Origin of the sequence: Agrobacterium larrymoorei, from assembly GCF_037722385.1 — a bacterium.
Lineage (GTDB): Bacteria > Pseudomonadota > Alphaproteobacteria > Rhizobiales > Rhizobiaceae > Agrobacterium > Agrobacterium larrymoorei_C.
Map to the genome: position 1 here is coordinate 51,149 of NZ_JBBKAQ010000003.1, position 24,664 is coordinate 75,812.

A 24,664-nucleotide genomic window follows, 5' to 3' on the forward strand; every position below is an offset into this window, starting at 1 on the left:
AGTAACGAGAGGGTGGTGAAGTTGTCGAGAAAGATCAACAGAGAGCTGGAAATTTCTCGTAGCGCGAAGCGAGGCCCCCCCCTCTGTCCTGCCGGACATCTCCCCCTCAAAGGGGGAGATCAGCTGGGCGCGACCTTTTAATTCACGTTTGATGTCAGTGATGGCCCCGACGGCGCTACGAGTCGATCTCTCCCCTTGAGGTGGAGATGCCCGGCAGGGCAGAGGGGGGTAAGCCGCGATTGAAAAGTAAGAAAGGCAGTTCAAAACCCTACCGCTTCAACTCCCAAGTCGTTACCCGCTCGCCCGTCTCTTTATCCTTGCTATCCTTCAGTTGAATGCCCTTGGAAGACAACTCATCGCGAATCCGATCTGCCTCGGCAAAATTCTTCGCCTTCAGCATCTCAAGCCGCATGGCAACAAGCGAATCGACAGCAGCGGCAATCGCCTCATCCACTTCTGCTCTTTTCGGCAGAACACCGAGAAGAGTCGCACTCGCCGCAAACACGGTAAGTTTTCCCGGATCGGCATTCGCAGCCTGCGCCAATGCATGGATCGCCTGCACCGCCGCAACGGTGTTGAGATCGTCAGCCAGTGCATCAAGCACGCTTTGATCGACGTCGGCGTCGCTCACTTCTGCGGCGGGCCACTTCGCAAGAAGACGCTCCGCTTCTTCCAGGCGCTTGACCGAGAAGTCGATCGGTTCTCGGTAATGCGTCATCAGCATTGCCAGCCGCAGCACTTCGCCTGGCCATTTGCGGCCACCGAAAGTTTCGGTGTGCAGCAGATCGTAGATCGTCACGAAGTTGCCGTCGGACTTGGACATCTTGCGGCCTTCGACCTGCACGAAGCCATTATGCATCCAGACGTTCGCCATCACATGCGTTCCATGGGCACAGCGCGATTGGGCGATTTCGTTTTCATGGTGTGGGAAGATCAGGTCGAGACCGCCGCCGTGAATATCGAAGACTTCGCCGAGATAGCGACCGGACATGGCCGAGCACTCGATATGCCAGCCGGGTCGACCACGACCCCAAGGGCTTTCCCAGCCGGGTTCGTTGTGGCTTGAAAGCTTCCACAACACGAAGTCGCCAGGGTTCTTTTTGTGCGCGTCGACCGCGATGCGCGCGCCGGCCTGTTGCTCATCCAGCGGGCGCTTGGACAGCTGCCCGTAATCGCTCATGGATTTGGTATCGAACAGCACTTCTCCCGACGCGACATAGGCGTGGCCGCGCGCAATCAGTTTTTCGATGATCTCGATCATCTGGGTGATATTATCAGTCGCACGGGGCTCAATCGTCGGCTCAAGGCAGCCGAGCGCCGCAACATCCTGATGGAACTGGTTGGCGGTTTTTTCCGTGACCGCGTGGATCGCGTCGTTCAGCGGCAGGTTCGGATAGTCGCGAAGCGCCCGCGCATTAATCTTGTCGTCAACGTCGGTGATATTACGTGCATATGTGACGCCGTTCTCATTATAGACATGCCGCAGCAGTCGGTAGAGCACGTCGAACACGATGACCGGACGGGCGTTGCCGATATGGGCATAATCATAAACCGTCGGGCCGCAGACATACATGCGGACATTGTTCGCGTCGATCGGCTGAAAGTCGGCTTTTTCGCGGGTCAGCGTATTGTAAAGCTTCAAGCGCAAGGACATGCGTATTTCCTTCGGGTATCGGAGATGGACCCCACCGGAGCGTTTGTCTGCTTTGACCTTTCAGGAGACGAAAACGATCTGGCCGGGGGTTAAGCCAGCAAAATTCAACTCAGCAGCAGCGGCAGATCGTTATTTTCATGGCTTGCTTTATGAAACGATGCCCGTGGTCGGTCAAGAGCATCGCTTTCAGATTCACGCTGGGTCGCAAGTCATTCCGGTGCGCGATAGCTGACGAATTTCCGGTCGCGAACCACATAGATCTTGCCGGTCTCGGTAAGCTCCGGCGAAGCAAGCGGAACGATGGCTTGGGCCACTTCCGATGGATGGGGCAGGGTGTCGGGATCTTCGCCAGGCATCGCCTGAGCCCGCATGGCGGTGCGCGTCGCGCCAGGATTGATGCTGTTGATGCGCAGATGCGTCTGCTCGGTTTCGGCAGCCCATGTGCGTGCCAGCGCTTCGACGGCGGCCTTTGAGGTGGAATAGACACCCCAGAATGGACGACAGGAATGGGCAGCGCCGGATGACAGGATCAGCGCACGCCCGGCATCGGACTTCAAAAGCAGGGGCTCGACCGAGCGGATAAGCCGCCATGTCGCGGTGACGTTGATGTTCATCACCTTTTCAAACACCTTGGCCTCGATATGGCCGACAGGTGAAATGACGCCAAGCATCCCGGCATTGGCGACCAGAATATCCAGCTTGCCCCAGCGTTCGTGGATAGAGGCGCCGAGCGCGTCGATCGCCTTCATGTCGGCGAGATCAAAGGGAACGAGCGTCGCAGTTCCACCGACTGCCTTGATGGCGTCGTCCAGGTCTTCGAGGCCACCAACAGTGCGCGCACAGGCGATAACATGGGCGCCAGCTTTCGCCAGTTCGACCGCGGTGAAATAGCCGATGCCGCGCGAGGCTCCGGTCACGAGTGCGATCCGGCCTTTAAGGTCGATGGTCATGGTTCCCCCCTGAATAGCGTTTGCTCGTCCGCCACCTCTTACTTAGGGAGGACATGTCCGGCAAGCGGCTTCGAGGTCTGAGAAGGCCGCAAAGAAAAGCCCACACTCGTCGTGCGGGCTTTTATAAAATCAGCCGTTGCTGGCGAGCATGGAAATCTTGCTGCCCATGGACTCGCCATTCTTGTCGAGAAGGCGCGTCGGATACTCACCGGTGAAGTAATGGTCGGTGAATTGCGGCCGGGCAGGGTTGCGATCCTCGCCGCCGACCGCACGATAGAGACCGTTGATCGACAGGAAGGCGAGCGAATCCGCGCCGATGTATTTCGCCATCGCATCCACGTCAGCATACTGGTTGGCGAGAAGCTTGTCGGCATCCGGCGTGTCGATACCATAAAAATCCGGATGGAAGATCATCGGGCTTGCAACGCGGATATGGACTTCCTTGGCACCGGCTTCGCGGATCATCTGCACGATCTTCACCGACGTCGTGCCGCGAACGATGGAATCATCCACCAGCACGACACGCTTGCCTTCGATCATCGCGCGATTGGCCGAATGTTTCAGTTTCACGCCGAAAGCGCGGATCTGCTGGGTCGGCTCGATGAAGGTACGACCGACATAATGGTTGCGGATAATGCCGTACTCAAAGGGAATGCCGCTCTCCTGCGCAAAGCCAAGTGCCGCAGGCGTGCCGCCATCCGGCACCGGCACCACGACGTCGGCCTCGAGCGGGGCTTCCTTGGCAAGGTTCATGCCCATGTTCTTGCGCGTCGTATAGACGTTGCGGCCGCCGACCACCGAGTCGGGGCGAGCGAAATAGACATATTCGAACAGGCAGAGGCGTTCCGGCTGCGGCTTGTTGGGCTTGCGCGCATCGATGCTGATCGAGCCATCCGGCTGGATTTCGCAGATGATGACTTCGCCGTTTTCCACGTCGCGCACGAATTTCGCGCCGATAATGTCGAGCGCACAGGTCTCCGAACAGAAGATCGGCTTGCCGTCGAGGTCGCCCATCACGAGTGGGCGAATGCCCGTGGGGTCGCGCGCAGCAATCAGCTTGGTGCGCGTCATGGCGAGCATCGAATAACCACCTTCCATCTGACGGATCGCATCAATGAAGCGATCCGCCGTGGAGGAGTGGCGCGAGCGGGCGATTAGATGCAGCACGACTTCGGTGTCGGAGGTAGACTGGCAGATCGCGCCCGTTGCGATGATCTGGCGGCGCAGTGTCAGGCCGTTGGTGAAATTGCCATTATGGGCAATGGCGATGCCGCCTTCTTCCAATTCGGCAAACAGCGGCTGCACGTTGCGCATCGCTACTTCACCAGTCGTCGAGTAGCGCGTGTGACCGATCGACATCGTGCCAGGCAGACGGGCAAGTGTCATCGGGTTGGTGTAGTGGTCGCCCACCAGACCCATATGCCGTTCCTGATGAAACCGCTTGCCATCGAAGGAGACAATACCGGCCGCTTCTTGTCCGCGATGCTGGAGAGCATGCAGGCCAAGCGCCGTCAGGGCCGCCGCATCCGCGTGACCGAGGATACCGAACACACCGCATTCTTCGTGCAGCGTATCGCCATCGATAATGTCATTGAAGGTGGAATGCGAAAGCGGCTCATTCATCTGGCTTGCCTTTGCTTACTGCCAAAAACAAAAACCGCCCCGGAGATCTGCTCTGCCGGTTTGGCCTGTCTGCTGCCTATGTCGAAGTATTTAGCACAAATAGCGCGCCTTGCATCTATTGCAAGGCGCGCTATCGGATCAATTCGCGGGCACCGGGGCCGTTGTGGCTGGGGCGTCCTCTGCAGGCGCCTGCTCAGGCGTTGTTTCGGTCTTCTTGCCAAGGATGCGAGCCCGGATTTGCGGCTCTATATCATCTGGCAGCACCGCTTCCAGTTTGCCCACCAGACCATCCAGGAAAGGCTTGGACTTGGCCTGCGTCACCCATTCGGGCTGCGTTCTGACATCGACCAGCCAGTTCCAGAAGGCGACGGCAACGACGAGGAGAAGGAGACCGCGGGCAGCACCGAAGAGAAAACCGAGCGTACGATCCAGCGCACCGATGCGGCTGTCGATGATGAAATCGGCAATACGCGAGGTGATGAAGGAAATGAGGATCAGCGCAACGAGAAAGACAAGGCCTGCCGAACCGGCAATCGCAATCTTGTCGTCATCGGTGTAGTTGCGCGCATAGGGCAGGAGCAGCGGGTAGAGATAGTATGCAGCTGCAACGGAGCCAACCCAACTTGCGATGGACAGAATTTCACGCGAGAACCCGCGCACCATGGCGAGAACGGCGGAGAAAAGCACAACGGCAAGAACGATACCGTCGAAAATCGTAATGGGCATTTACCAACTCCGGAGGTCGCGGCACCCGAAAGGAAGCCGCTGTGCCAATTTGCGATCCTCTTACACTAGCCGGGTAACCAGCGAAAGGATCATTATTCGTCTTCCTCAGCCTGTCTGAAACGGTTGCCCGAGCCAGCAATGCGCGCCACGAGGTCAGGCAGGCTTTCGATTTCCGTCCAGCGCCCCTTGGCCGCCTTCGACAGTTCTGCCGAGGCAGCAGGCAGAAATGCGGCGGAGAAGCCAAGCTTTTGGGCTTCCTTCAATCGCTGTGCCGTTTGAGAAACGGGCCGAACAGCGCCCGACAGGCTGATTTCGCCGAAATAGACGCAATCGGCTGGCAGGGCAAGACCGGCAAGCGAGGAAACCAGTGCAGAGGCAATCGCCATATCTGCTGCCGGCTCGGAGATACGATATCCACCGGCAATGTTGAGATACACATCATGCTGGCCAAGCTTAACGCCGCAATGGGCCTCGAGCACCGCCAGAATCATCGCAAGGCGTGACGAATCCCAGCCGACGACCGCACGTCTGGGCGTGCCGAGTGAGGTAGGCGCGACCAGCGCCTGAACCTCAACGAGCACCGGACGCGTGCCTTCCATGCCGGCAAAAACGGCAGCACCCGGAGACTTTTCGTTGCGTTCTCCCAGAAAAAGCTCGGAGGGGTTGGACACTTCGCGCAGACCCCGGTCCGACATTTCGAAGACGCCGATTTCATCGGTCGGGCCGAAACGGTTCTTGACGGTGCGGAGGATGCGGTAATGGTGCCCCCGGTCGCCTTCAAAATAAAGAACGGCATCCACCATGTGTTCGACAACGCGCGGACCGGCAATCTGGCCTTCTTTCGTCACGTGGCCGACAAGCACCATGGTGGCGCCCGTCTGCTTGGCAAAGCGGATCATTGCCTGGACCCCGGTACGTACCTGCGTGACGGTGCCGGGGGCAGAATCGGCGGTGTCGCTCCAAAGCGTCTGGATGGAATCGATGATGACGAGATCGGGCCGCTTACCCTCGGAGATCGTCGCCAGAATATCCTCGACATTGGTTTCCGCTGCCAGCAGTACATCGGTCTCGGCAGCACCGAGACGCTGCGCCCGCAGCCGCACCTGGGCGACAGCCTCTTCGCCCGATACGTATATAACACGATGGTTCCGGCGAGATAGCGCAGCAGCAGCCTGCATCAGAAGCGTCGACTTGCCGATGCCGGGATCGCCACCGATCAAAACCGCCGATCCCCGTACGAAGCCGCCGCCGGTGGCGCGGTCCAGCTCGCTCATGCCGGTCGGGATGCGCGGGGCTTCCTCGATTTCACCGGAGAGGGAGGTGAGCGTAACGGGGCGACCCTTCTTCGGCGTCTTGCCCGGCCCGCCGCCAATACCGCCCATCGGATCTTCTTCGACGATGGTGTTCCATTCGCCGCAGCCCTCGCATTTGCCTGCCCAGCGGGTGTGAACGGTGCCACAGTTCTGGCAGATGAATTGCGTCTTGGCTTTGGCCATAAATGTCGGTCTTCTCTTCGAGATGAGGGAGAAGGATCGAGACTTTCGATCCCGTTTTGTTCTCCTCTAGCATAGTTCGTTACGGCTTTCCAAGTGGCGCGGAGGATCACTCGTCGCCGATCAGATATTGCCGTTCGTAACGAAGCCCGAGGCTCGTCAACATCTCGTAGCCGATCGTTCCTGCCGCGCGTGCAACATCATCTACAGTCACGTTCGGCCCGAAGAGTTCGATATAATCGCCAGCGCGGATTTCACGCTCAGGCACGTCTGTCACGTCGAAGATGGTGAGGTCCATGGTAACGCGCCCGGCAACCGGCACGCGGTAGCCATTGATAAAGCCTTCCGCGCCGCCACGGCCCATCTCGCGCAATGGAATACCGCAGCCAGAAAGCGAGCGCTGGTAGCCATCCGCATAACCCACCGCTGCGATCGCCAGACGGCTTGCGCGCGTTAGCCGATGCGTTCCGCCATAGCTCACGGTCTCGCCTTTGCCTGCCTGGCGAATCTGGATAATCCGTGCTTCGGCCTTTGCGACGGGACGCATCGGGTTCTGCACGTCATTGACGGCTTCCCCGCCGTAGAGGGAAATGCCTGGACGCGTCAGATCAAAGTGATAGTCGGGCCCAAGGAAAATTCCGGCAGAGGCTGAAAGGCTTGATTCGATACCTTCGAAAGCGGCGCTAACTCTTCGAAATGATTCAAGCTGTGCCTTGTTCATCGGCGAAGAGGGGGTGTCGGCGCTGGCAAGATGCGACATCACCAGAACGGGATCGAAACTGGCGGGACGAGTGGGGTCATCGGCGAGATAGAGCGCGTCTTCGAGTGGGAGACCAAGCCGGTTGAAGCCTGTATCGACATGCAGAGCAAAGGGATGGTCGCCGCGCTCCGCCAGAGCGCTGGTCCAGAACGAAAGCTGCTCTTCCGACGCGATGACCGGTACCAGATCATGGGCGAAGACATCGCGCTCCTGGCCTGGCCAAATGCCGGAGAGAGCAAAGATGCGCGCTTCCGGCGCATGTGGCCGAAGGGTTACCCCTTCCGACACACTGGCAACGAAGAAATCCCGGGCACCCGCGTGATAAAGGGTCGAGCCGCAATCTTCGATCCCCATACCATAGGCATCCGCCTTCACCACCGCCGCCGCACGCGCCTTGCCGGAGCGCCGCTGCATGTCGCGCCAGTTATCCGCAAGCGCTGCGAGATCGACGGTCAACCGAAGTGGCGCGGTTTCGAATGCGTCTGCATCCATTGCGGAGAAGCTGTCGTCGAGATCGTCTGTCATGGTCTGCACCTTTTGAATGTCGCCGTGGTCTATCACTTTTGTTCAAGACGGTCATGACGGATTGGGTTAAACCAAACCTATGCACAATGTTTCGCAGGAACAGGCCACTGACCGCATGCCGCTTTCGCGCGCAGAAACGACGCGTTTCTGGCGGGATAAACGGTTCAAAGGCATGGAATGCATGACGGCAACGTTCCTGACGCACGAGTTTTCGCCTCACGCGCATGACACCTTTTCCATCGGCACCATCGAAAACGGCTCGCAGATTTCCACCATCAAAGGCACGACGGAGCGGACGGGCCCCGGTCATCTTTATCTCATTGACCCCGGCCAGATCCATGACGGCGCGCCCGGCGGCGATGGCTACCGATACCGCATGATCTATCCGAATATCGCGCTTTTATCGGAGGTGATCGAAGACGTGACGGGTCGCGCCTTTCACGGCACGCCGTCCTTTCCAAGCTTCCTGCCGCATGACCCGAAGATGGCGCAGGCCTTTCAGAACGCTCATCGCAAACTGGAAAACGGGGCAGGGGCACTGGAGACGGATGAGGGCATGTTCTCGGTGCTGGCAGAACTGTTTTCCCGCCATGGCAGCGCCATCATCTTGCCTGTCGAAACAGGCGAGAAGACAGCGGTCTATCGGGCACGCGATTATCTCAACGATAACTTCGATACGGATGTGGGACTTGAGGAACTGGCGACCATGGCCGGTCTCAGCCGCGCGCATCTGATCCGGGCCTTCCGCCGCGAATTCCATATCACGCCGCACGCCTTCCTCACCGATATCCGCATTCGCCGGGCGAGGCACCTGTTGCGGCGGGGAGAAACGCCGGCCTCTGTAGCGCTGGAATGCGGCTTTGCCGACCAAGCGCATTTCACTCGCCATTTCAAGGCGCGCACCGGAGTGACACCCGGCCAGTTTCGCGCTGCATAAAAGCTCGTGTCACTTTCGTTCAATACGCAAGATTGGTCTGCGCCTAGATGCATCTCCTGCACAGGAGAAGCAGATGTTGAGCGAAGCCCCGCCCAAAAAACCACAGGAACTGATCGCTGGATTGAAAGCCGCTTCGCCATTGCTTGTCGCCATGGTGCCCATCGGTATGGTCTTCGGCGCGATTGCCGTCAGCAAGGGTCTATCGCCCCTGGAAGCCTGCCTGATGTCGCTGTTCGTTTTCGCCGGCGGTGCGCAGTTCGTCGCGATGGATTTGTGGACGCATCCTGCAAGCTGGGCAGCGCTCGGCTTTGCGGCACTCCTCGTCAATCTCAGGCACATATTGATGAGCGCCTCCATCGGCGCAAAAATGCAAAGTTTCAAACCTTGGCAGCGCTGGCTTGCCATGCCGGTTTTGACGGACGAATCCTGGGCGCTGGCCGAGTTTCGCAGCATGACAAGCACATTGCGCCCGGCCTTCTACGCCGCCGCCGCGCTTTCGATCTACACGGTCTGGAACCTGTCGACGCTGGCAGGCGCTCTTTTGGGTTCCGTCATGGGCGATACAACGGTGATCGGCCTGGACTTCGCGTTTCCAGCGGTCTTCATCGTGCTCTTGATGGGGTTTTGGAAGGGCAGGGAGACAGGATTCGTTCTGCTCGCGAGCGCGAGCGCCGCGTTCCTCGTCCATCGATATGTTCCCGGTGCATGGTATATCGCAGCCGGTGCTCTTGCCGGATTGGCCGTCGCCGCGTTCGCCAAGGATGAGCAGGAGCAGCCCCAGTGAACGTCGATGTAGATACGCTGCTGACGATCATTGCCATGGCGGTTGCGACTCTTGCGACACGCTTCGGCGGCCTCGTTCTCATTCGCCACGTCCAGATGACGGACCGCGCCAAACGCGCACTCAACGCCGTACCACCCGCAGTGCTGATGGCCGTCGTCACACCAACCGCCTTGACGAGCGGCCTCGCCGAAACCATCGGCTGCGCTGTGACCGCTCTCGCAGCAACGCGTTTTTCGCTTCTGCCTGCCGCAGCAACAGGTGTCGTGACCGTGGCGGTTTTGCGTGCCTTTGGGTTGTAAGCCGATGCGTTGAAGGTGACCGGCCTTGTCCAGGGCAGCCGAGGACGATATGTCTGGGATGACGACTTTCTAGTTGGTGAAAAGCGGGAGTACCGTTTTGTTCAAAGACTACAAGATCGCCTTTCAGCCACTACGGCAGATCTACAAGGAAGACCTGAGAACGGCCTGGGCCTCGATCGCTCTTCTTGTGGTAACGATCCTCGCAGGCGCGATCCTGGCCGTCGCCGGTCCTTTTGTGTTTTCGCGCATTATCGATGACGTGCCGAAAGAGACCGGTCCGTGGATCTTGGCCTTTTCGTTTTATGCCACTTTGACGGCGCTTGCGACCGGCATTCAGCGTTGCACGCAATATCTTGCCGTCATCCATTCGGAACGGCTCGAACTGGTCGCGACGACCCGCTTCTTCGAACGGATCACGCGCAAGCAAGCATCTTTCTTCACCGATTATAATCCTGCGGAGATCCAGCAAGCGCAGACTCAGGGCGCATCCGCAGCGTCGATCTTGATGCAGATCGTCCTCATTTATTTCGTACCGGGATTCGCCAATTTTCTGTTCAGCATCATCGTGCTTGGTGCGGCGATCAGCCCGGAATTGATCCTGATCGTTTTCTGTTATGGCGCAGCGTTTATAGGACTGACAATTGCGTCCAACCGCTTTACCAGTCGTTACCTCGAGCGCGCCATCGACGCAGGACAGCAAAATGCCGGCTTCGTCGGCAATGCGGTCAACATGATCGAACCTTTGAGGCACGCCGGCAGTATCGTCTGGATGCAGCAGCGCTTTGGTGAAAACGCCAGTGCGATCTATCAAAACTGGCGGCTTTATTCCCTGCGACGTATCGGTTTTATCGCGACGCTCGCTCTGGCGCTTTGCCTGCAGCTTATGCTCAGCTTCTATCTGCTGCTGCCTCGCTATCAGCAAGGCGCGATCTCCGTTGGCGACATCGTTCTGTTCAACATGCTGCTTCTTCAGCTGAATATTCCGTTTGAGATGATCGGGCAGTCGATAGGAGAGGCGATGCGCTCTCTGGCGCGCTTCATGCCGTGCGCGCGCATGTGGATGGAGCCGGAGGAGTCGCAAGAGGTGGAATTGGAGCTGCCAGCGCCGCGCCCTGAGACGATCGAACTTCAGAATGTCGGCTTCCGTTACGACAACGGCCGAGGCGTCGACAACGTTTCCTTCACGGCGTCACCGGCGCGGCTGACCTTCATCACCGGCGAGACCGGTTCCGGAAAATCCACCCTGTTTAAGCTGCTGCAGAAGACCTTGGTGCCGCAGCAAGGGCGCATTCTCATTGAAGGTGTTGATCTGAAAAAGATCGGAAGGGGAAGCTGGTATTCTGTTGTCGGCATCGTGCCGCAGGAAATCCAGCTCCTGAACGACAGCCTGCGCACCAATATCGTGCTGGGGCGGCCTCGTGACGAAGAGCGGCTGCGAAAAGTGGCCGAGAAGGCTGCGATCCTAAGACGGATTGAAAGCATGGCGAACGGCTTCGACACTATTGTTGGGGAGAGGGGATTGAAGCTGTCGGGCGGGGAGCGCCAGCGTATCGCCATCGCGCGAGCTCTATATGGCGCGCCTTCCATTTTACTCCTGGACGAAGCCAGTTCCGCGCTCGATGAAGACACCGAGCGGGAGATCATGGATCAGTTACGCAAACTGAATGGCAACTTGACGATCATCGCCATCACCCACCGTCAAAGCTCCATCCGTCCAGGGGATCAAGTCATCACCTTGAAACCGGTTGAGGCAAGCGATTCAATGTCTCAACTGCCTTTTCTACCGCCTTGAAAAGACTCCGCCTCATGGCCGTTCCACACACGAGGCGAAGAGCTATCAGTGTTCTTCGTACTGGCTAAAGGATGGATCGGCCAGATCGGCAAAGCGGGTGAACTCTGCCTGGAAGGCGAGCTTGACGGTGCCGGTCGGTCCGTGACGCTGCTTGGCGATGATAACGTCGGCCGTGCCCTTCACCTTGTCGAAAAGCGATTCCCATTCGGCATATTTCGGGTCTGCCGGATCGCGCGGCTCCATGTTCTTCACATAGTATTCCTCACGGAATACGAAGAGCACCACGTCGGCGTCCTGCTCGATAGAGCCCGATTCACGAAGGTCGGAGAGCTGGGGGCGCTTGTCTTCGCGGCTTTCCACCGCACGCGAGAGCTGTGAGAGCGCGATGATCGGAACATTGAGTTCCTTGCCGAGCGCCTTCAGGCCGGTGGTGATCTGGGTGATTTCCTGCACGCGGTTTTCACCGCCCTTGCCGGAGCCCGTCATCAGCTGAACGTAGTCGACCACCAGAACATCAAGACCGCGCTGACGTTTCAGGCGGCGCGCACGCGCGGCAAGCTGAGCAATCGAGATACCACCGGTCTGGTCGATATAGAGCGGCACCTTCTGCATCATCTGGCTGCAGGCGACCAGTTTTTCGAAATCGGCTTCGGTGATGTCACCGCGGCGGATTTTCGAGGACGAGACTTCCGTCTGCTCCGAGATGATACGGGTTGCGAGCTGTTCGGACGACATTTCGAGAGAGTAGAAGCCGACAACGCCGCCATTCTTCGCTTTATACGTACCGTCCGGCTGCACTTCCTGCTCATAGGCGGCTGCAATATTGTAGGCGATGTTGGTGGCAAGCGAGGTTTTACCCATGCCCGGACGTCCGGCAAGCACGATCAAGTCCGAACGCTGCAAGCCACCCATGCGGGCATCGAGCGAATGGATGCCGGTGGAGATGCCGGACAGGTTGCCGTCGCGCTCGAAGGCCGCGCCAGCCATGTCGATCGCAAGAGCCACCGCATCGTTGAACGACTGGAAGCCGCCATCATAGCGCCCGGTTTCGGCCAGTTCGAAAAGGCGGCGCTCGGTGTCTTCGATTTGCGCCTGCGGCGGCATGTCGAGCGGCGCGTCATAGGCGATGTTGACGACATCCTCACCGATTTGAATCAGCGCGCGTCGAAGCGCCAGGTCGTAAATCGCGCGGCCATAATCTTCGGCGTTGATGATCGAAACGGCTTCGGCGGCAAGGCGCGCAAGATACTGAGCGACGGTAAGGTCGCCGACTTTATCGTCCGCCGGAAGGAAGGTCTTGATGGTGACGGGATTGGCCGTCTTGCCCATGCGGATGATATCGCCCGCGACTTCGAAAATCTTGCGGTGCAGCGGCTCGTAAAGATGAACCGGCTTCAAAAAGTCCGACACGCGATAATAGGCGTCGTTGTTGACGAGGATTGCACCCAATAGCGCCTGCTCGGCTTCGATGTTGTTCGGCGCTTCGCGATAGAGCGGTTCGGCGGCGGGCGCTGGGGTGATCTTTCTCACGGCGTCGTTCATGGTCTCGTGATCTCCCTTAGCCTTATCTTCTGTTTTGCAAGCCTGTCGGTTTGAAGCGTGGCGTCGTTGCCGTCAATGACCTTGAGGCAACACTCGCGCCTCACCTTACCTAAAGAGAGGCAGTGACCCCAACATAGTGCATTGTCCCCAACAATCCACAGGAAGATTCGAGCGATGCGTTGGCGTCTCGCGAATCAGCCGCCCTCTGCCATGAATTTAAGGCATGGCTCCAATTCACCAACGACACTTGAATTTTAGCAGGGATCGAAATAGGTAGGGACAAAATAAGTAGCATACTAATTATAAGGTCTAGTTACATTGTCTCGGATCACAGAGAAAGAGCAGCTTTTTGATGAGATGGCGGCCTTCAACCGCAAGCTCCGCTCGTTCTTCGACGCCCGCGTTGCTGAGAAAGGCCTCACGCTGGCGCGGGCGCGGACATTGTTTGCGCTTTCTAGGCGCGGTTCGTTGACGCAAAAGGAGCTCGCCGAAGAGTTGGAAATCGAAACGCCGACGCTCGTGCGGCTGTTGGATGCCATGGAGAAACAAAAACTCATCGAAAGGCGTTCTGACGAGATCGATCGGAGGGCGAAGCGAATTCATATGACATCCTCCGGGCTGCAGACATTCGAAGATGTGGATGCACAGGCAAAGGCCATGCGAGCAGAGATCGCGCTGGATATCTCGACCGATGAGATCCGCGTGGCGCTCAACGTGGTCAGACGCCTGACCGGCAATCTGCACAAACTCTCGGAAGAAGAGGTGGCGCCGTGAGCAACGCCGTAACGAGCACACGCGACGTATCTTTGGACGAGGAGGCGAACGAGGCTTCTCTTGCGTCGGGATCTGCACCTGCGTCGCAGGAAGCTGCTGCCGTGCCGCCGGCACAGCCTGCCGAAAAATCCTTCGGTCAAAAGCTGATGTATATCGCTGCCGGCCTTGCATTCTTCATCACGCAAGGCATGGGGATGAACATCGTCATGGCCAATCTCTACCAGTTGCAGGGCGAATTTTCCGGCACGGTGGCGGAGGTTGCATGGCTCTCAGCAGCCTATATGGCACCTTACGCAACATTCTCGATCGCGCTGTTCAAGGTACGCCAGCAATATGGCCTGCGTCCCTTCGCGGAAATCAGCATCATCGCTTTCGTGCTGGCGTCCTGCCTCAACCTCTTCGTCACGGATCTGCATTCGGCCATCGTCGTGCGTTTCGTCAGCGGTATGGCGGCGGCACCTTTATCCTCGCTCGGCTTTCTTTACATTCTCGAAGCTTTCCCAGCGCAGCGCAAGCTGACGCTTGGCCTCAGCATTGCGCTGACTGGAACGCTTCTGGCGGCGCCGCTTGCCCGTATCGTCTCGCCGGCGTTGTTGCAGATCGATGGTTGGCAGGCGCTCTACAGCATGGAAGTCGGTCTGGCGCTTGCGGTATTGCCGATCATCTACCTCCTGCCTTTGACACCGCCGCCTCGCGTCAAGGTTATCGAGCGTCTCGATATTCTAAGCTATCTGCTTTTTGCCGGTGGCCTGGGCTGTCTTGCCGTCTTCCTGACGCTTGGCCGCTTCTACTGGTGGTTTGAGACCTGGTGGCTCGGCGTCCTTCTGGCGACATCGATCAGCCTGTTGACCGTGATGACGATCATCGAGTTGCCCCGCAAGAACCCGATGCTCGATCTGCGCTGGATTTTCTCGCGTACCAATCTGCATCTTATCGCCGTCCTGCTGGTCTATCGCGCGGTCTCCTCGGAACAATCGTCCACGGCCGTCAGCCTCTACCAACAGCTTGGCATTCTCAACGACCAGACGATGGGGCTTTACGGTCTGATCATACTGGCGACTGTTCTCGGCGGTGCGACCTGTACTTTGCTGATGCTGACGAAATATGTCGAGACTGCGCATGTCATCGCGCTGTCCTGCATCGCACTCGGCGCCTTCATGGACAGCACGTCGACAAACCTGACGCGGCCCGAACAAATGTATCTGAGCCAGGCCATGATCGCCTTCGGCGCCGCCATGTTCCTGCCGCCGGTGATGGCGAAGGGCTTTGGTGCCGCACTGGCGAAAGGGCCGCCCTATCTCGTCAACTTCATCACCATCTTCCTGTTCACGCAGATTACCGGATCGATGCTGACAACGGGTCTGTTGGGCTCCTTCGTGACGCTGAGGGAAAAATTCCACTCCAATATTCTGGTGGAAAGCATCCTTCTGCAAAATCCGCAGGTCGCACAGCGTATCAGCCAGCTTTCCGGTGCCTACAGCCATGTGCTGACGGACCCAACCCTGCTAAGGGCGGAAGGGGTGACTCTGCTGGCACAGCAAGTATCGAAAGAGGCTTATATCCTCGCGTACAACGATACCTTCCTGCTCATTGCCGTCTGCGCTGCCGCTGCTCTCGTGATGTTGCTTCTTCACTTGGCGTGGCTACGCATCAAACCATTGATGACGGGCGGCGAGAGTGCCGCCGCCGTTTCCCAATCCTGATCCTTCAGAGACCGAAAAATGCTAAAGAAGATTTTCACACCGCTTACTCTTATCGTTCTTCTCGGCGGCATCGCCGGAGTCGCATTGGTGCTTTATGCCTGGCGCCTGCCACCTTTTTCCAGCCATGTCGAGATGACCGACAATGCCTATGTGCGCGGTTACGTCACCACGATGAGCCCACAGGTCAGCGGCTACGTCGTGAATGTGCCGGTCAAGGATTATCAGGAGGTCAAGCAGGGTGACCTCCTGGTCAAGATCGACGACCGCATCTTCCGTCAGCGACTGGCACAGGCAGAAGCTACTCTTGCTGGCCAGACCGCCGCTTCGGACAACTCCCGTCAGCAGGAAAACGCTGCCCGCGCCAATATCGCGTCCAGCCAGGCGGCGGTGGATAGCGCCGAAGCGTCTTTGAAACAGGCGCAGCTTGCTGCGGATCGTCAGGACAATCTGATCCGTAGCGGCGTTGGTACCTCAAGCCTTCAGGAAGAAGCCCAGGCCAATCTCGAAAAGTCTCGCGCTGGGCTATCGCAAGCCAAGGCAGCGCTGGAAGTGGCGCGTCAGGATCTGCAGACCATCATCGTCAATCGCAGCTCGCTTCAAGCAGCCGTCGCCAACGCGCAGGCCGCAGTCGAGCTTGCCAGAATCGATTTGCAGAACACCGAGATCAAGGCGCCGCGCGATGGAGAACTGGGGGAGGTAGGCGCTCGCGTCGGCCAGTATGTGGCTGCGGGAAGCCAGTTGATGGCCGTCGTCCCACATGAAGTGTGGGTTGTTGCCAACTTCAAGGAAACGCAGCTTGCAGGCATGGAAGTAGGCCAACCCGTTTCGATTTCGGTCGATGCGCTGCATCATCGCAAACTGAAGGGCAGGGTCGAGCGCTTCTCGCCTGCCGCGGGTTCAGAGTTCGCCGTGATCAAGCCGGACAATGCAACAGGCAACTTCGTCAAGATTGCGCAGAGAGTGGGCGTGCGCGTGTCGATCGATCCGGATCAACAGGCCGCCACAGAACTGTCTCCCGGCATGTCGGTCGTGGTGCGCGTTGACAAGAGCCAAGCGCCGACGACCGAAGAGACGGCGGCCAAGTAGCCTTGCGGCTGCCTGGCGTGCTCAAGCCTCTCAGCCTCTGTAGCAGGCTGGAAAGCTTGGTTTTGCGTTGGTCGTCCCGCTCAGCCTTCCCGCCATTCCGCGGGGAGGCAGAATAGCTCCCGAAAACCCTTGTCGCCCGCAGGCGTGATCTTCAACGCCCGGCTTTCAGCACGACGCACCACCCAGCCGAGATCGAGCGTGCGCTGAAAAAGAGCAGTGCCGACGCGCCCGCCAATGTGGTGACGTCGCTCGCTCCAGTCCAGGCAGGTGCGGCAGAGCGGCCGTTTTGAGCGAGGACCCTCGCTAAGGTCGATCCCGAACTCTCCCAAAAAGACCTTGCCCTTCTCCGTGACGAGCGCGCCCTCGTCGGAAAGCAAAACATATCCATGGACGTTGAGGCTATCTGCCAATGCCACAGCAAGCCGACCTGCAATGTGGTCGTAACAACTGCGGGCGAGACGCATATCTTTTTCTCGTGGCCCAATGGGATGATGCCGTTTCGGACCGGCTGCGGCAATCGACATGAGCGCATCGATCCCATGTGCAACCTGCGCCGAGGCAAGTCGGTAGTAGCGATGCCGGCCTTGTTTCACTGTCGTCAACAGATTGGCGTCCACCATCTTCGCCAGATGCTCGCTGCCCGTCTGTGGCGTTACACCTGCGTTTCGCGACAATTCGCCTGCGGTCAGCGCCTGCCCGCCCATCAGGGCGCATAGCATGTTCGCGCGTGTCGTATCACCAATCAGGTTGGCGATGGCAGCAATCGTGTTGGGCGAGGCGATACCGGTCATGTAGGACCATTATCATTTCGGCAGGCGCGCGTCAGCGTCGCATGGTTCGGCCAATACCGAAGCTTCCTATCGCGGCGCAACTCTATAAAGAAGGAACGCTTCGATAGAGAGACTGACGTCATGGCCGATAAAAAAATACTGCCGGAACTCGCTTTGCTTGTATTGCTTGGCTGTCTGTGGGGCAGTTCCTACACCTTCATCAAGATCGGGATCGAGACGATCCCGCCGCTCACACTGATTGCTGCGCGAACAGCCATTGCCGGCAGCATCCTTACCGTCATCATCTTCTGGCGCGGCTTGCGGCTTCCAAAGGATGCGGCGTTGTGGAAGATGTTTGCCATCCAGGCAGTGCTGAACAGCGTTTTGCCATTTACGTTGATTGCCTGGGCGGAACATTACATCGACGCGGGGCTTGCGGTTATTCTCAATTCTCTAACGCCGGTCTTCACCTTCGTGCTGACTGCAATGATCACCCGCCATGAGGTGGTGAACGGCAGGAAGCTGTTTGGCGTGACGATCGGCTTGGTCGGGACCGTTGTCATGATCGGCGTTCAGGCACTGAACGGATTGGGCGATGTCGTGCTGGCGCAGATGGCTGTCATTCTCGCAACCGCCTTTTATGCTGGCGCGGCCATCTTCGGGAAAAATTTCAAGGGCATCGACTCGATGATCCCTGCCGCGGCCTCGCTGATCTGCGGGGCAATCATCCTTATTCCGGTGAGCTTGGTAGTTGATCGGCCTTGGGAACTTGTACCCTCTGCACGATCGATTTCGGCTCTGATCGGTCTCTCGATATTCTCCACCGCGCTCGCTTTCACTATCTACTTCCGCCTCGTTCGCACGCTGGGGTCGCTCGGCACGACGGCGCAGGCCTATGTGCGCGTGCCCGTTGGGGTGGCGATCGGCGTGATATTTTTGGGTGAGCAACTGCATGCGAGTACGATGATCGGTCTCGTCTGCATCCTGGCGGGGGTTATTGCCATGACGTTGCCGACACGTATGTCGACCAGGAGAGCAGCGCCTGCAAAAGCCGCAACCGACTAGGCAGTGTCGCGATCTTTCAGATTCGCTCATACGCTTGAGGTCGTTGTTTTACCGCGTGTCGTTATCGCAAAACCGCTTCACACTTTTGCGCGACATGCTTAAGTCCCCGCAACGCCAAAACAAAAACCCCGGATGTTGCCATCCGGGGTTTGGTTTCTGAGCCGAAAGGCCAGAAGCTATTAGTCGTCGTCGCCGTCGCGGTCAGCTTCCGGATCGAAGAAGTCTTCCGGACGCAGGGCATCTTCGTCAACGCCGTAGATGGCGTCAGCGGAGGTGAGGTTTTCACCCTTGGCCTGACGCTCAGCTTCTTCAGCCGAACGGGCAACGTTCAGCTCAACCTGAAGCTCGACTTCCGAGTGCAGGTGAAGCGTGACGTTGTGGAGACCGATGGTCTTGATCGGGGTGTTAAGTTCGACCTGGTTACGACCAACGTTGAAGCCTTCGGCACCGAGGATTTCGACGACGTCGCGAGCAGCAACAGAACCGTAGAGCTGGCCGGTTTCGCCAGCGGAACGAACGACGATGAAGCTCTTGCCTTCGAGTGCGTCGGCAACCTTCTGGGCTTCGGACTTGCGCTCGAGGTTACGGGCTTCGAGCGTTGCGCGCTCGTTTTCGAAACGTGCCTTGTTGGCAGAGTTGGCGCGCAGCGCCTTGCCCTGCGGCAGCAGGAAGTTACGTGCATAGCCGTCGCGAACCTTTACGGTTTCGCCCATCTGGCCAAGCTTTGCGATACGCTCGAGAAGAATGACTTCCATCTTCTTGATCCTTTCTTATTTGGTGTTGGTTTCGTTCGATTGATCGGAGTTCCGCGTAGGCGTCAGAGAGATCGTGCTGCGCACGTCGCTGAGACCTAAGAGGAGGATGAAGAACAGCGGAAACATGAAGACCGCTGAAAGGTATGCGAGGACGAGAACCGGCAAGCGCCAGTCCTTTCCCTTGGAACGGTGATGCAGCGAGGCGTAACCCGCCATGATGAATCCCGCGCCGAATGTGCCGCAAAGGACCGCACCGACCATGGCGGGAACACCGCCAAAAAAGGTCAGGACGATGCCCGCAAGAAAAATGAAGATCGCGTTGCGATGCATGCGAAGTGCTGCTGCTATATCTTCGCGTGGGCGCAGGCCCTTGCCGAAGGATCGCACCATGCGGCTTGCGAAATAGTAGGCCGCGAACAAGAGCATGACCCAGAGCCCGCCCTGGATCATCGGCAGCATCAGAACCAGAAGCGACTTGGTTTGCGCAAGTGCTGCCGGGTCTGGCTTGAAGGTCGATTCGCTTGCCTGCACCGACGCCATCATCAGATCGACCATCTGTGAAACAAGTTCCGGACCGTAGCCGATCATCGTACCGAGAATGATGACCGAGACCGTGATCAGGCCGCAAAGATGCAGAACGATGCCGGAAAGCGGATACCAGGCCATCAAGTCTTCGGGGCCACCGATTTCAGCCGCAGGCCGCGCAAGGTTTGCGAGGTGAGACAGCCAGCCAGCCGGGATCAGTGTGAAGATTGCGATCGTCACGGCAAAAAGCGGGGAGACGGCAAGGGCGCCAAGAAAGCCTGCTGAGAGAACGGCAACGATGGCCGCGGCATTGCCCCAGCCGAGACCGGCAACAAGAACCGGCATGGCGGAAGCCGCATAAAGCAGGAAAGACATCGACGACTGTGCCGTTGCGCCAAGCGTCAGAAACGCGGCGCATATGCCGGCAAGAATGCCGGTGATCAGCACTGTCTGGTTCAATTGTCTCAACGTCGCTGTCCTGCTTGTCTTAGCAGTTAGAGGACCGTTCATTTGAACGTCGTCCCCAACATGGGGTTTGGTATTGGTCGATCCGCGCCCAACGCGGAAGGAATTGGAGCTCTTGGAACAGGCTGACTTGAAGTCGGCTCCTCAAGAGGAAGAACGAGGCCGCGTCAAACCGCGGCCTCGTAACTTGAATTACGCTACGACGTAAGGCAGCAGGCCGAGGAAGCGTGCACGCTTGATCGCCTGAGCGAGTTCGCGCTGCTTCTTCTGGGAAACGGCGGTGATGCGGGAAGGAACGATCTTGCCGCGCTCAGAAATGTAGCGCTGCAGGAGACGAACGTCCTTGTAGTCGATCTTCGGAGCGTTAGCGCCGGAGAAAGGGCACGTCTTGCGACGGCGGTGGAACGGGCGGCGTGCCTGGGAAGAGGATGCGTCAGCCATTGTTATTTCTCCTTATGCACGGTCTTCGCGCGGACGGCGCGGACGGTCTTCGCGCGATGCGCCATCACGGGGACCGCGGTCACCACGGTCGCCACGATCCGGGCGGTCGCCGTCACGGCGAGGGCGGTCGTCACGGTCGCGCTTCTGCAACATGGCAGACGGGCCTTCTTCGTGAGCTTCCACAGCGATGGTCATGTAACGAAGAACGTCTTCGTTGATGCGCATCTGACGCTCGATTTCATGGATGGCAGCCGCCGGAGCGTCGATGTCCATCAGAGCGTAGTGAGCCTTGCGGTTCTTCTTGATGCGATAGGTAAGGGACTTCAGACCCCAGTTCTCGATGCGTCCGACTTTACCGCCGAACGATTCGATAACGCCCTTGTACTGTTCGACAAGTGCGTCGACCTGCTGGGCAGTGATATCCTGCCGGGCAAGGAAGATGTGTTCGTAAAGAGCCATTTAAGCTTTGCCTTTCTTGCGTTTCATTCATCACCCGGCAACGGCGCTAAGCCTCAACGACTGCTCTTGATCGGAAAACCGGAGGCAAGAAAAGCGTTGTTCGAGACGGTCGAGAGCGGAGACACGGGAGGCCGGAAAAACCTTATGGTTCCTGCTGTTTCGAGACCGAAACCAGCCCTCCGTTCAGCCACCAGCCATAAGACCGGGTGTTGTGAACAGCGCGCTTATACTGAATTTCGCTCAGAATGCAAGCGCACTGCCCGAAAAAGCCTGCTGCAACCGCAGGATCAGATGGGCATCGGATACTGCCGATGAAGATCGGCAATGCTCTTCAACGCCTCATCGGACAATGTCACGTCCGCTGCGGCGATATCCGTCTTCAACTGCTCCATCGTTGTTGCGCCAATAATCACGGACGCCATGAAGGGGCGGGTCAGGCAAAAGGCAATGGCAAGCTGCGCAGGATCGATATCAAGCTCGTAGACCAGTTCCAGATAGGCTTTTACTGGAGCCTCCTGCAAAGGCTGAAGCCGTCCGCCGATATCGTGATTGATCGACCCGCGCGATCCTTCGGGACGCGCGCCGTTCTGGTACTTGCCCGTCAGGATGCCACCTGCAAGCGGTGAGTAGGCGAGCAGCCCGACATCTTCATGATGGGCGACTTCCGCCAGATCGAGGTCGAAGCTGCGATACAGAAGATTATACTCGTTCTGAATGGAGGCGACGCGAGGCAGGCCCTTGGCCTCGGCAATATCGATATATTTCTGCGTGCCCCAGGCGCTTTCATTGGAAAGCCCGATGGCGCGGATTTTGCCGGCCTTTACCAACTCGCCGAGTGTCTCTAGCTTTTCGTTGATCTCTTCGAGGGTCTTTTCTTTGTTCTGCTTGGAAGCGTCGAAGCTCCAGGCGCCGCGGAAATGGTAGGTGCCGCGGTTCGGCCAGTGGATCTGGTAAAGATCAATGTAGTCTGTCTTCAGGCGTGTGAGGCTGGTGTCGACCGCTTCGCGGATGGCTGCGGCGTCAATATCGCGCCCACTGCGGATGTAGTCGCGTCCGGAGCCGGCAACCTTTGTCGCCAGAACCACGTCGCTGCGCTTGCCGGTCTTTTGGAACCATGTTCCAATATAGTCTTCCGTGCGACCCTGCGTTTCGGCGGAAACCGGCGTCGTCGGGTAGAGCTCGGCAGTATCGAAGAAGTTCACGCCGTTCTCGAGCGCGTAGTCCATTTGCTCATGGGCCTCAGCCTCAGTGTTCTGCGTGCCCCATGTCATCGTGCCAAGGCAGATTTCCGACACGGAAATGCCCGTGCGTCCCAACGTGTTCTGTTTCATGGAAATGTCTCGTTTTGCTTGGAAGGTGGGCAGAAAGTAATGCGGAATTGCCGCAGCGCAAGAAAAAACATTCCGCGTCAATCTCTGTGGAAGAGGACGGCGAAACAGATCGCGAAGGCGTGGCCAGCGGCGCAAAGCCTTGACTTTGCGGGCTGGAATGTGAATGGAAAGCCCCAAGATGGAAGTGAAGGCCCAAGAACAGGCCAAAAAAGAAGGACCGCATTCCATGGCTATCGCATTCACATTTCCCGGCCAGGGCAGCCAGGCTGTCGGCATGGGCAAGGATCTGGCGGAGAACTTTGCAGAAGCCCGCGCCGTTTTCGAAGAAGTTGACGAAGCCCTTGGACAGAAGCTGTCCGACATTATGTGGAACGGTCCTGAAGAAACGCTGACGCTGACAGCCAATGCGCAGCCAGCTTTGATGGCCGTTTCGATGGCCGTGATGCGTGTTCTGGAAGCGCGTGGTCTGAAGCTGGCTGAGAAAGTTTCTCATGTCGCGGGCCATTCGCTTGGTGAATATTCCGCGCTCTGTGCTGCCGGCACATTTTCGCTCACCGATACAGCCCGTCTCTTGCGCATCCGCGGCAATGCCATGCAGGCTGCCGTTCCCGTGGGCGAGGGTGCCATGGCGGCCATCATTGGCCTTGAGCATGGCGATGTGGAGGCGATCTGCGCCGAAGCGGCGGCCGGTGGCGTTTGCCAGATAGCCAATGACAATGGCGGCGGTCAGCTGGTCATTTCCGGTTCAAAGGCGCCGGTGGAACAGGCTGCCGCGCTTGCATCGGAAAAAGGCGCCAAGCGCGCCATCATGCTGCCGGTTTCGGCACCCTTCCACTCTGCGCTGATGGCACCTGCCGCAGAGGCGATGCGTGAAGCGCTGGCTTCGGTCAACAAGAACAATCCGGTTGTTCCTGTGGTCGCCAATGTGCGCGCGACCCCGGTTTCCGATGCGGATGAGATCGCAGCCCTGCTGGTCGAACAGGTGACGGGCCAGGTTCGCTGGCGCGAGACTGTCGAGTGGTTTGCCGCAAACGATGTGACCACGCTTTTTGAGATCGGCTCCGGCAAGGTTCTGACGGGCCTTGCGCGCCGCATCGACAAGACAGTCAATGGCGTTGCCGTCAATTCTCCTGCGGATATCGAAGCCGCACTTCAGACGCTTCTCGGCTGAGTTCAAAAGATACAATAAAGGACGAACAGCATGTTTGATCTGACTGGCCGTAAGGCTCTCATCACCGGTGCGACCGGCGGTATTGGTGAAGAAATTGCCCGCATGCTGCATGCGCAGGGCGCTACGGTCGGCCTTCATGGCACCCGCGTCGAGAAGCTGGAGGCATTGGCCTCCGAGCTTGGCGAACGCGTCAAGATTTTCCCGGCCAATCTGGCCGACCGCGCAGAGGTAAAGGCGCTTGGCGAGAAGGCGGAAGCCGAGCTTGAAGGCGTCGACATCCTCGTCAACAATGCCGGCATCACCAAGGATGGTCTCTTCGTTCGCATGAGCGATGAGGACTGGGACAATGTGCTCGAGGTCAACCTGACCTCGATGTTCCGCCTGACGCGTGAACTGACCCATCCGATGATGCGCCGCCGTTTCGGTCGCATCATCAACATCACCTCCATCGTCGGCGTCACCGGCAATGCGGGCCAGACCAACTACTGTGCCTCCAAGGCTGGCATGATCGGTTTTTCCAAGTCGCTTGCTCAGGAAATCGCCGTTCGCAACGTGACAGTAAACTGCGTTGCTCCGGGCTTCATCGAAAGCGCCATGACCGGCAAGCTGAACGACAAGCAGAAGGAAGGCATCATGGGAGCGATCCCGATGAAGCGCATGGGTACAGGCGCTGAAATTGCCTCTGCCGTGCTCTACCTTGCCTCCAACGAGGCCGGCTACATGACCGGCCAGACGCTGCACGTCAACGGCGGCATGGCCATGATCTGATCCATTGCGCCTGAGAATCGACGATGATTTTCGTGGGGCGCGATTGGAAGATGAAACAGGTGAAAGCGCTTTGCGTCTTGCTATGGTGGCGCTTGCACACTTCGACTTCTGGCATGTGCCGGAGAGAAAATTGCCTGTAGAGCGCGTGTGTTAGCGTTATTTTAAGGCTTTTTTCCCGCGGGAAACCATGTTAAGCGGGCGAAGACTGTGAACAGTCGTCCCGGAGTGACAGGCGACCGTTGCGATTTCTTGCGACGATGTTAGCT

General features: G+C 58.2%; 24 protein-coding genes. 11 read left to right on the forward strand and 13 right to left on the reverse strand.

Annotated elements, in window-relative coordinates; genetic code table 11:
- Window positions 1-268 precede the first annotated feature (268 nt).
- Window positions 269-1,654, reverse strand: coding sequence for a cysteine--tRNA ligase (cysS, locus tag WKI41_RS05310; protein ID WP_340192476.1), 1,386 nt, complete (start codon window positions 1,652-1,654; stop codon window positions 269-271).
- Here cysS and WKI41_RS05315 point away from each other — a divergent pair.
- Window positions 1,653-1,886 (forward strand): hypothetical protein, encoded by a 234-nt coding sequence (locus WKI41_RS05315; RefSeq protein ID WP_340192477.1) that lies wholly within the window; start codon window positions 1,653-1,655, stop codon window positions 1,884-1,886. The genes cysS and WKI41_RS05315 overlap by 2 nt on opposite strands.
- Here WKI41_RS05315 and WKI41_RS05320 read toward each other — a convergent pair.
- The 5 genes from WKI41_RS05320 to alr all read right to left on the reverse strand — a co-directional run bounded on the left by WKI41_RS05320 (window position 1,864) and on the right by alr (window position 7,731).
- Complete coding sequence (locus WKI41_RS05320; RefSeq protein ID WP_113260786.1) at window positions 1,864-2,604, reverse strand: SDR family NAD(P)-dependent oxidoreductase; 741 nt, start codon at window positions 2,602-2,604, stop codon at window positions 1,864-1,866. The genes WKI41_RS05315 and WKI41_RS05320 overlap by 23 nt on opposite strands.
- Window positions 2,605-2,733: 129 nt before the next feature.
- Window positions 2,734-4,227, reverse strand: coding sequence for an amidophosphoribosyltransferase (gene purF / locus WKI41_RS05325; RefSeq protein ID WP_340192478.1), 1,494 nt, complete (start codon window positions 4,225-4,227; stop codon window positions 2,734-2,736).
- 138 nt (window positions 4,228-4,365) lie between these two features.
- Window positions 4,366-4,953: a CvpA family protein gene (locus tag WKI41_RS05330; RefSeq protein WP_340192479.1), complete on the reverse strand. Its 588-nt coding sequence runs from the start codon at window positions 4,951-4,953 to the stop codon at window positions 4,366-4,368.
- A gap of 92 nt (window positions 4,954-5,045) precedes the next feature.
- Window positions 5,046-6,449: a DNA repair protein RadA gene (gene radA, locus WKI41_RS05335; RefSeq protein WP_340192480.1), complete on the reverse strand. Its 1,404-nt coding sequence runs from the start codon at window positions 6,447-6,449 to the stop codon at window positions 5,046-5,048.
- A gap of 106 nt (window positions 6,450-6,555) precedes the next feature.
- Window positions 6,556-7,731 carry an alanine racemase gene (gene alr, locus WKI41_RS05340; protein ID WP_340192481.1) on the reverse strand — a complete coding sequence of 392 codons (1,176 nt, stop codon included), beginning with the start codon at window positions 7,729-7,731 and terminating at the stop codon, window positions 6,556-6,558.
- A gap of 79 nt (window positions 7,732-7,810) precedes the next feature.
- Here alr and WKI41_RS05345 point away from each other — a divergent pair, with 79 nt between their 5' ends.
- The 4 genes from WKI41_RS05345 to WKI41_RS05360 all read left to right on the forward strand — a co-directional run bounded on the left by WKI41_RS05345 (window position 7,811) and on the right by WKI41_RS05360 (window position 11,543).
- Window positions 7,811-8,668, forward strand: coding sequence for an AraC family transcriptional regulator (locus tag WKI41_RS05345; protein ID WP_340192482.1), 858 nt, complete (start codon window positions 7,811-7,813; stop codon window positions 8,666-8,668).
- A 73-nt stretch (window positions 8,669-8,741) separates the two neighbouring features.
- Entirely contained in the window at window positions 8,742-9,452 is a 711-nt protein-coding gene (locus tag WKI41_RS05350; RefSeq protein WP_340192483.1) for an AzlC family ABC transporter permease, read from the forward strand.
- Entirely contained in the window at window positions 9,449-9,751 is a 303-nt protein-coding gene (locus WKI41_RS05355; RefSeq protein WP_340192484.1) for an AzlD family protein, read from the forward strand. The genes WKI41_RS05350 and WKI41_RS05355 overlap by 4 nt, the downstream gene beginning before the upstream one ends.
- Before the next feature lie 97 nt (window positions 9,752-9,848).
- Complete coding sequence (locus tag WKI41_RS05360) at window positions 9,849-11,543, forward strand: ABC transporter ATP-binding protein (protein WP_340192485.1); 1,695 nt, start codon at window positions 9,849-9,851, stop codon at window positions 11,541-11,543.
- A gap of 45 nt (window positions 11,544-11,588) precedes the next feature.
- On the opposite strand, the gene WKI41_RS05365 is transcribed toward WKI41_RS05360, so the two are convergent.
- Window positions 11,589-13,085, reverse strand: a complete 1,497-nt coding sequence (locus WKI41_RS05365; RefSeq protein ID WP_062425631.1) for a replicative DNA helicase — start codon at window positions 13,083-13,085, stop codon at window positions 11,589-11,591.
- 318 nt (window positions 13,086-13,403) lie between these two features.
- On the opposite strand from WKI41_RS05365, the gene WKI41_RS05370 reads away from it, so the two are divergent.
- From WKI41_RS05370 to WKI41_RS05380, 3 genes are all read left to right on the forward strand, one after another.
- Entirely contained in the window at window positions 13,404-13,859 is a 456-nt protein-coding gene (locus tag WKI41_RS05370) for a MarR family winged helix-turn-helix transcriptional regulator (protein ID WP_340192486.1), read from the forward strand.
- A gap of 146 nt (window positions 13,860-14,005) precedes the next feature.
- On the forward strand, window positions 14,006-15,562 hold the full coding sequence (locus WKI41_RS05375; RefSeq protein WP_340192968.1) for an MFS transporter: 1,557 nt from the start codon (window positions 14,006-14,008) through the stop codon (window positions 15,560-15,562).
- A gap of 18 nt (window positions 15,563-15,580) precedes the next feature.
- Complete coding sequence (locus WKI41_RS05380) at window positions 15,581-16,648, forward strand: HlyD family secretion protein (protein ID WP_340192487.1); 1,068 nt, start codon at window positions 15,581-15,583, stop codon at window positions 16,646-16,648.
- Between the two features lie 80 nt (window positions 16,649-16,728).
- On the opposite strand, the gene WKI41_RS05385 is transcribed toward WKI41_RS05380, so the two are convergent.
- Entirely contained in the window at window positions 16,729-17,439 is a 711-nt protein-coding gene (locus tag WKI41_RS05385; RefSeq protein WP_340192488.1) for a metalloregulator ArsR/SmtB family transcription factor, read from the reverse strand.
- 120 nt (window positions 17,440-17,559) lie between these two features.
- Between WKI41_RS05385 and WKI41_RS05390 the strand changes: the two genes are divergently transcribed.
- The gene (locus WKI41_RS05390; RefSeq protein WP_340192489.1) at window positions 17,560-18,483 is read left to right on the forward strand and encodes a DMT family transporter; all 924 of its coding nucleotides are present in this window, start codon (window positions 17,560-17,562) and stop codon (window positions 18,481-18,483) included.
- 179 nt (window positions 18,484-18,662) lie between these two features.
- Here WKI41_RS05390 and rplI read toward each other — a convergent pair whose 3' ends face one another.
- The 5 genes from rplI to WKI41_RS05415 all read right to left on the reverse strand — a co-directional run bounded on the left by rplI (window position 18,663) and on the right by WKI41_RS05415 (window position 22,459).
- Complete coding sequence (gene rplI / locus WKI41_RS05395) at window positions 18,663-19,238, reverse strand: 50S ribosomal protein L9 (protein WP_306932004.1); 576 nt, start codon at window positions 19,236-19,238, stop codon at window positions 18,663-18,665.
- Window positions 19,239-19,253: 15 nt separating this feature from the next.
- Window positions 19,254-20,231, reverse strand: coding sequence for a DUF2232 domain-containing protein (locus WKI41_RS05400; RefSeq protein WP_340192490.1), 978 nt, complete (start codon window positions 20,229-20,231; stop codon window positions 19,254-19,256).
- Window positions 20,232-20,420: 189 nt separating this feature from the next.
- Window positions 20,421-20,669: a 30S ribosomal protein S18 gene (rpsR, locus tag WKI41_RS05405; RefSeq protein ID WP_003502063.1), complete on the reverse strand. Its 249-nt coding sequence runs from the start codon at window positions 20,667-20,669 to the stop codon at window positions 20,421-20,423.
- 12 nt (window positions 20,670-20,681) lie between these two features.
- A complete protein-coding gene (gene rpsF / locus WKI41_RS05410) occupies window positions 20,682-21,128 on the reverse strand; it encodes a 30S ribosomal protein S6 (protein WP_340192491.1) in 447 nt (148 codons plus the stop codon).
- A gap of 287 nt (window positions 21,129-21,415) precedes the next feature.
- On the reverse strand, window positions 21,416-22,459 hold the full coding sequence (locus tag WKI41_RS05415) for an aldo/keto reductase (RefSeq protein ID WP_340192492.1): 1,044 nt from the start codon (window positions 22,457-22,459) through the stop codon (window positions 21,416-21,418).
- Between the two features lie 226 nt (window positions 22,460-22,685).
- Here WKI41_RS05415 and fabD point away from each other — a divergent pair, with 226 nt between their 5' ends.
- Together fabD and fabG are read left to right on the forward strand one after the other, a co-directional pair.
- On the forward strand, window positions 22,686-23,630 hold the full coding sequence (gene fabD / locus WKI41_RS05420) for an ACP S-malonyltransferase (protein WP_340192493.1): 945 nt from the start codon (window positions 22,686-22,688) through the stop codon (window positions 23,628-23,630).
- A 30-nt stretch (window positions 23,631-23,660) separates the two neighbouring features.
- Window positions 23,661-24,398: a 3-oxoacyl-[acyl-carrier-protein] reductase gene (gene fabG, locus WKI41_RS05425; protein ID WP_062425623.1), complete on the forward strand. Its 738-nt coding sequence runs from the start codon at window positions 23,661-23,663 to the stop codon at window positions 24,396-24,398.
- Window positions 24,399-24,664 lie beyond the last annotated feature (266 nt).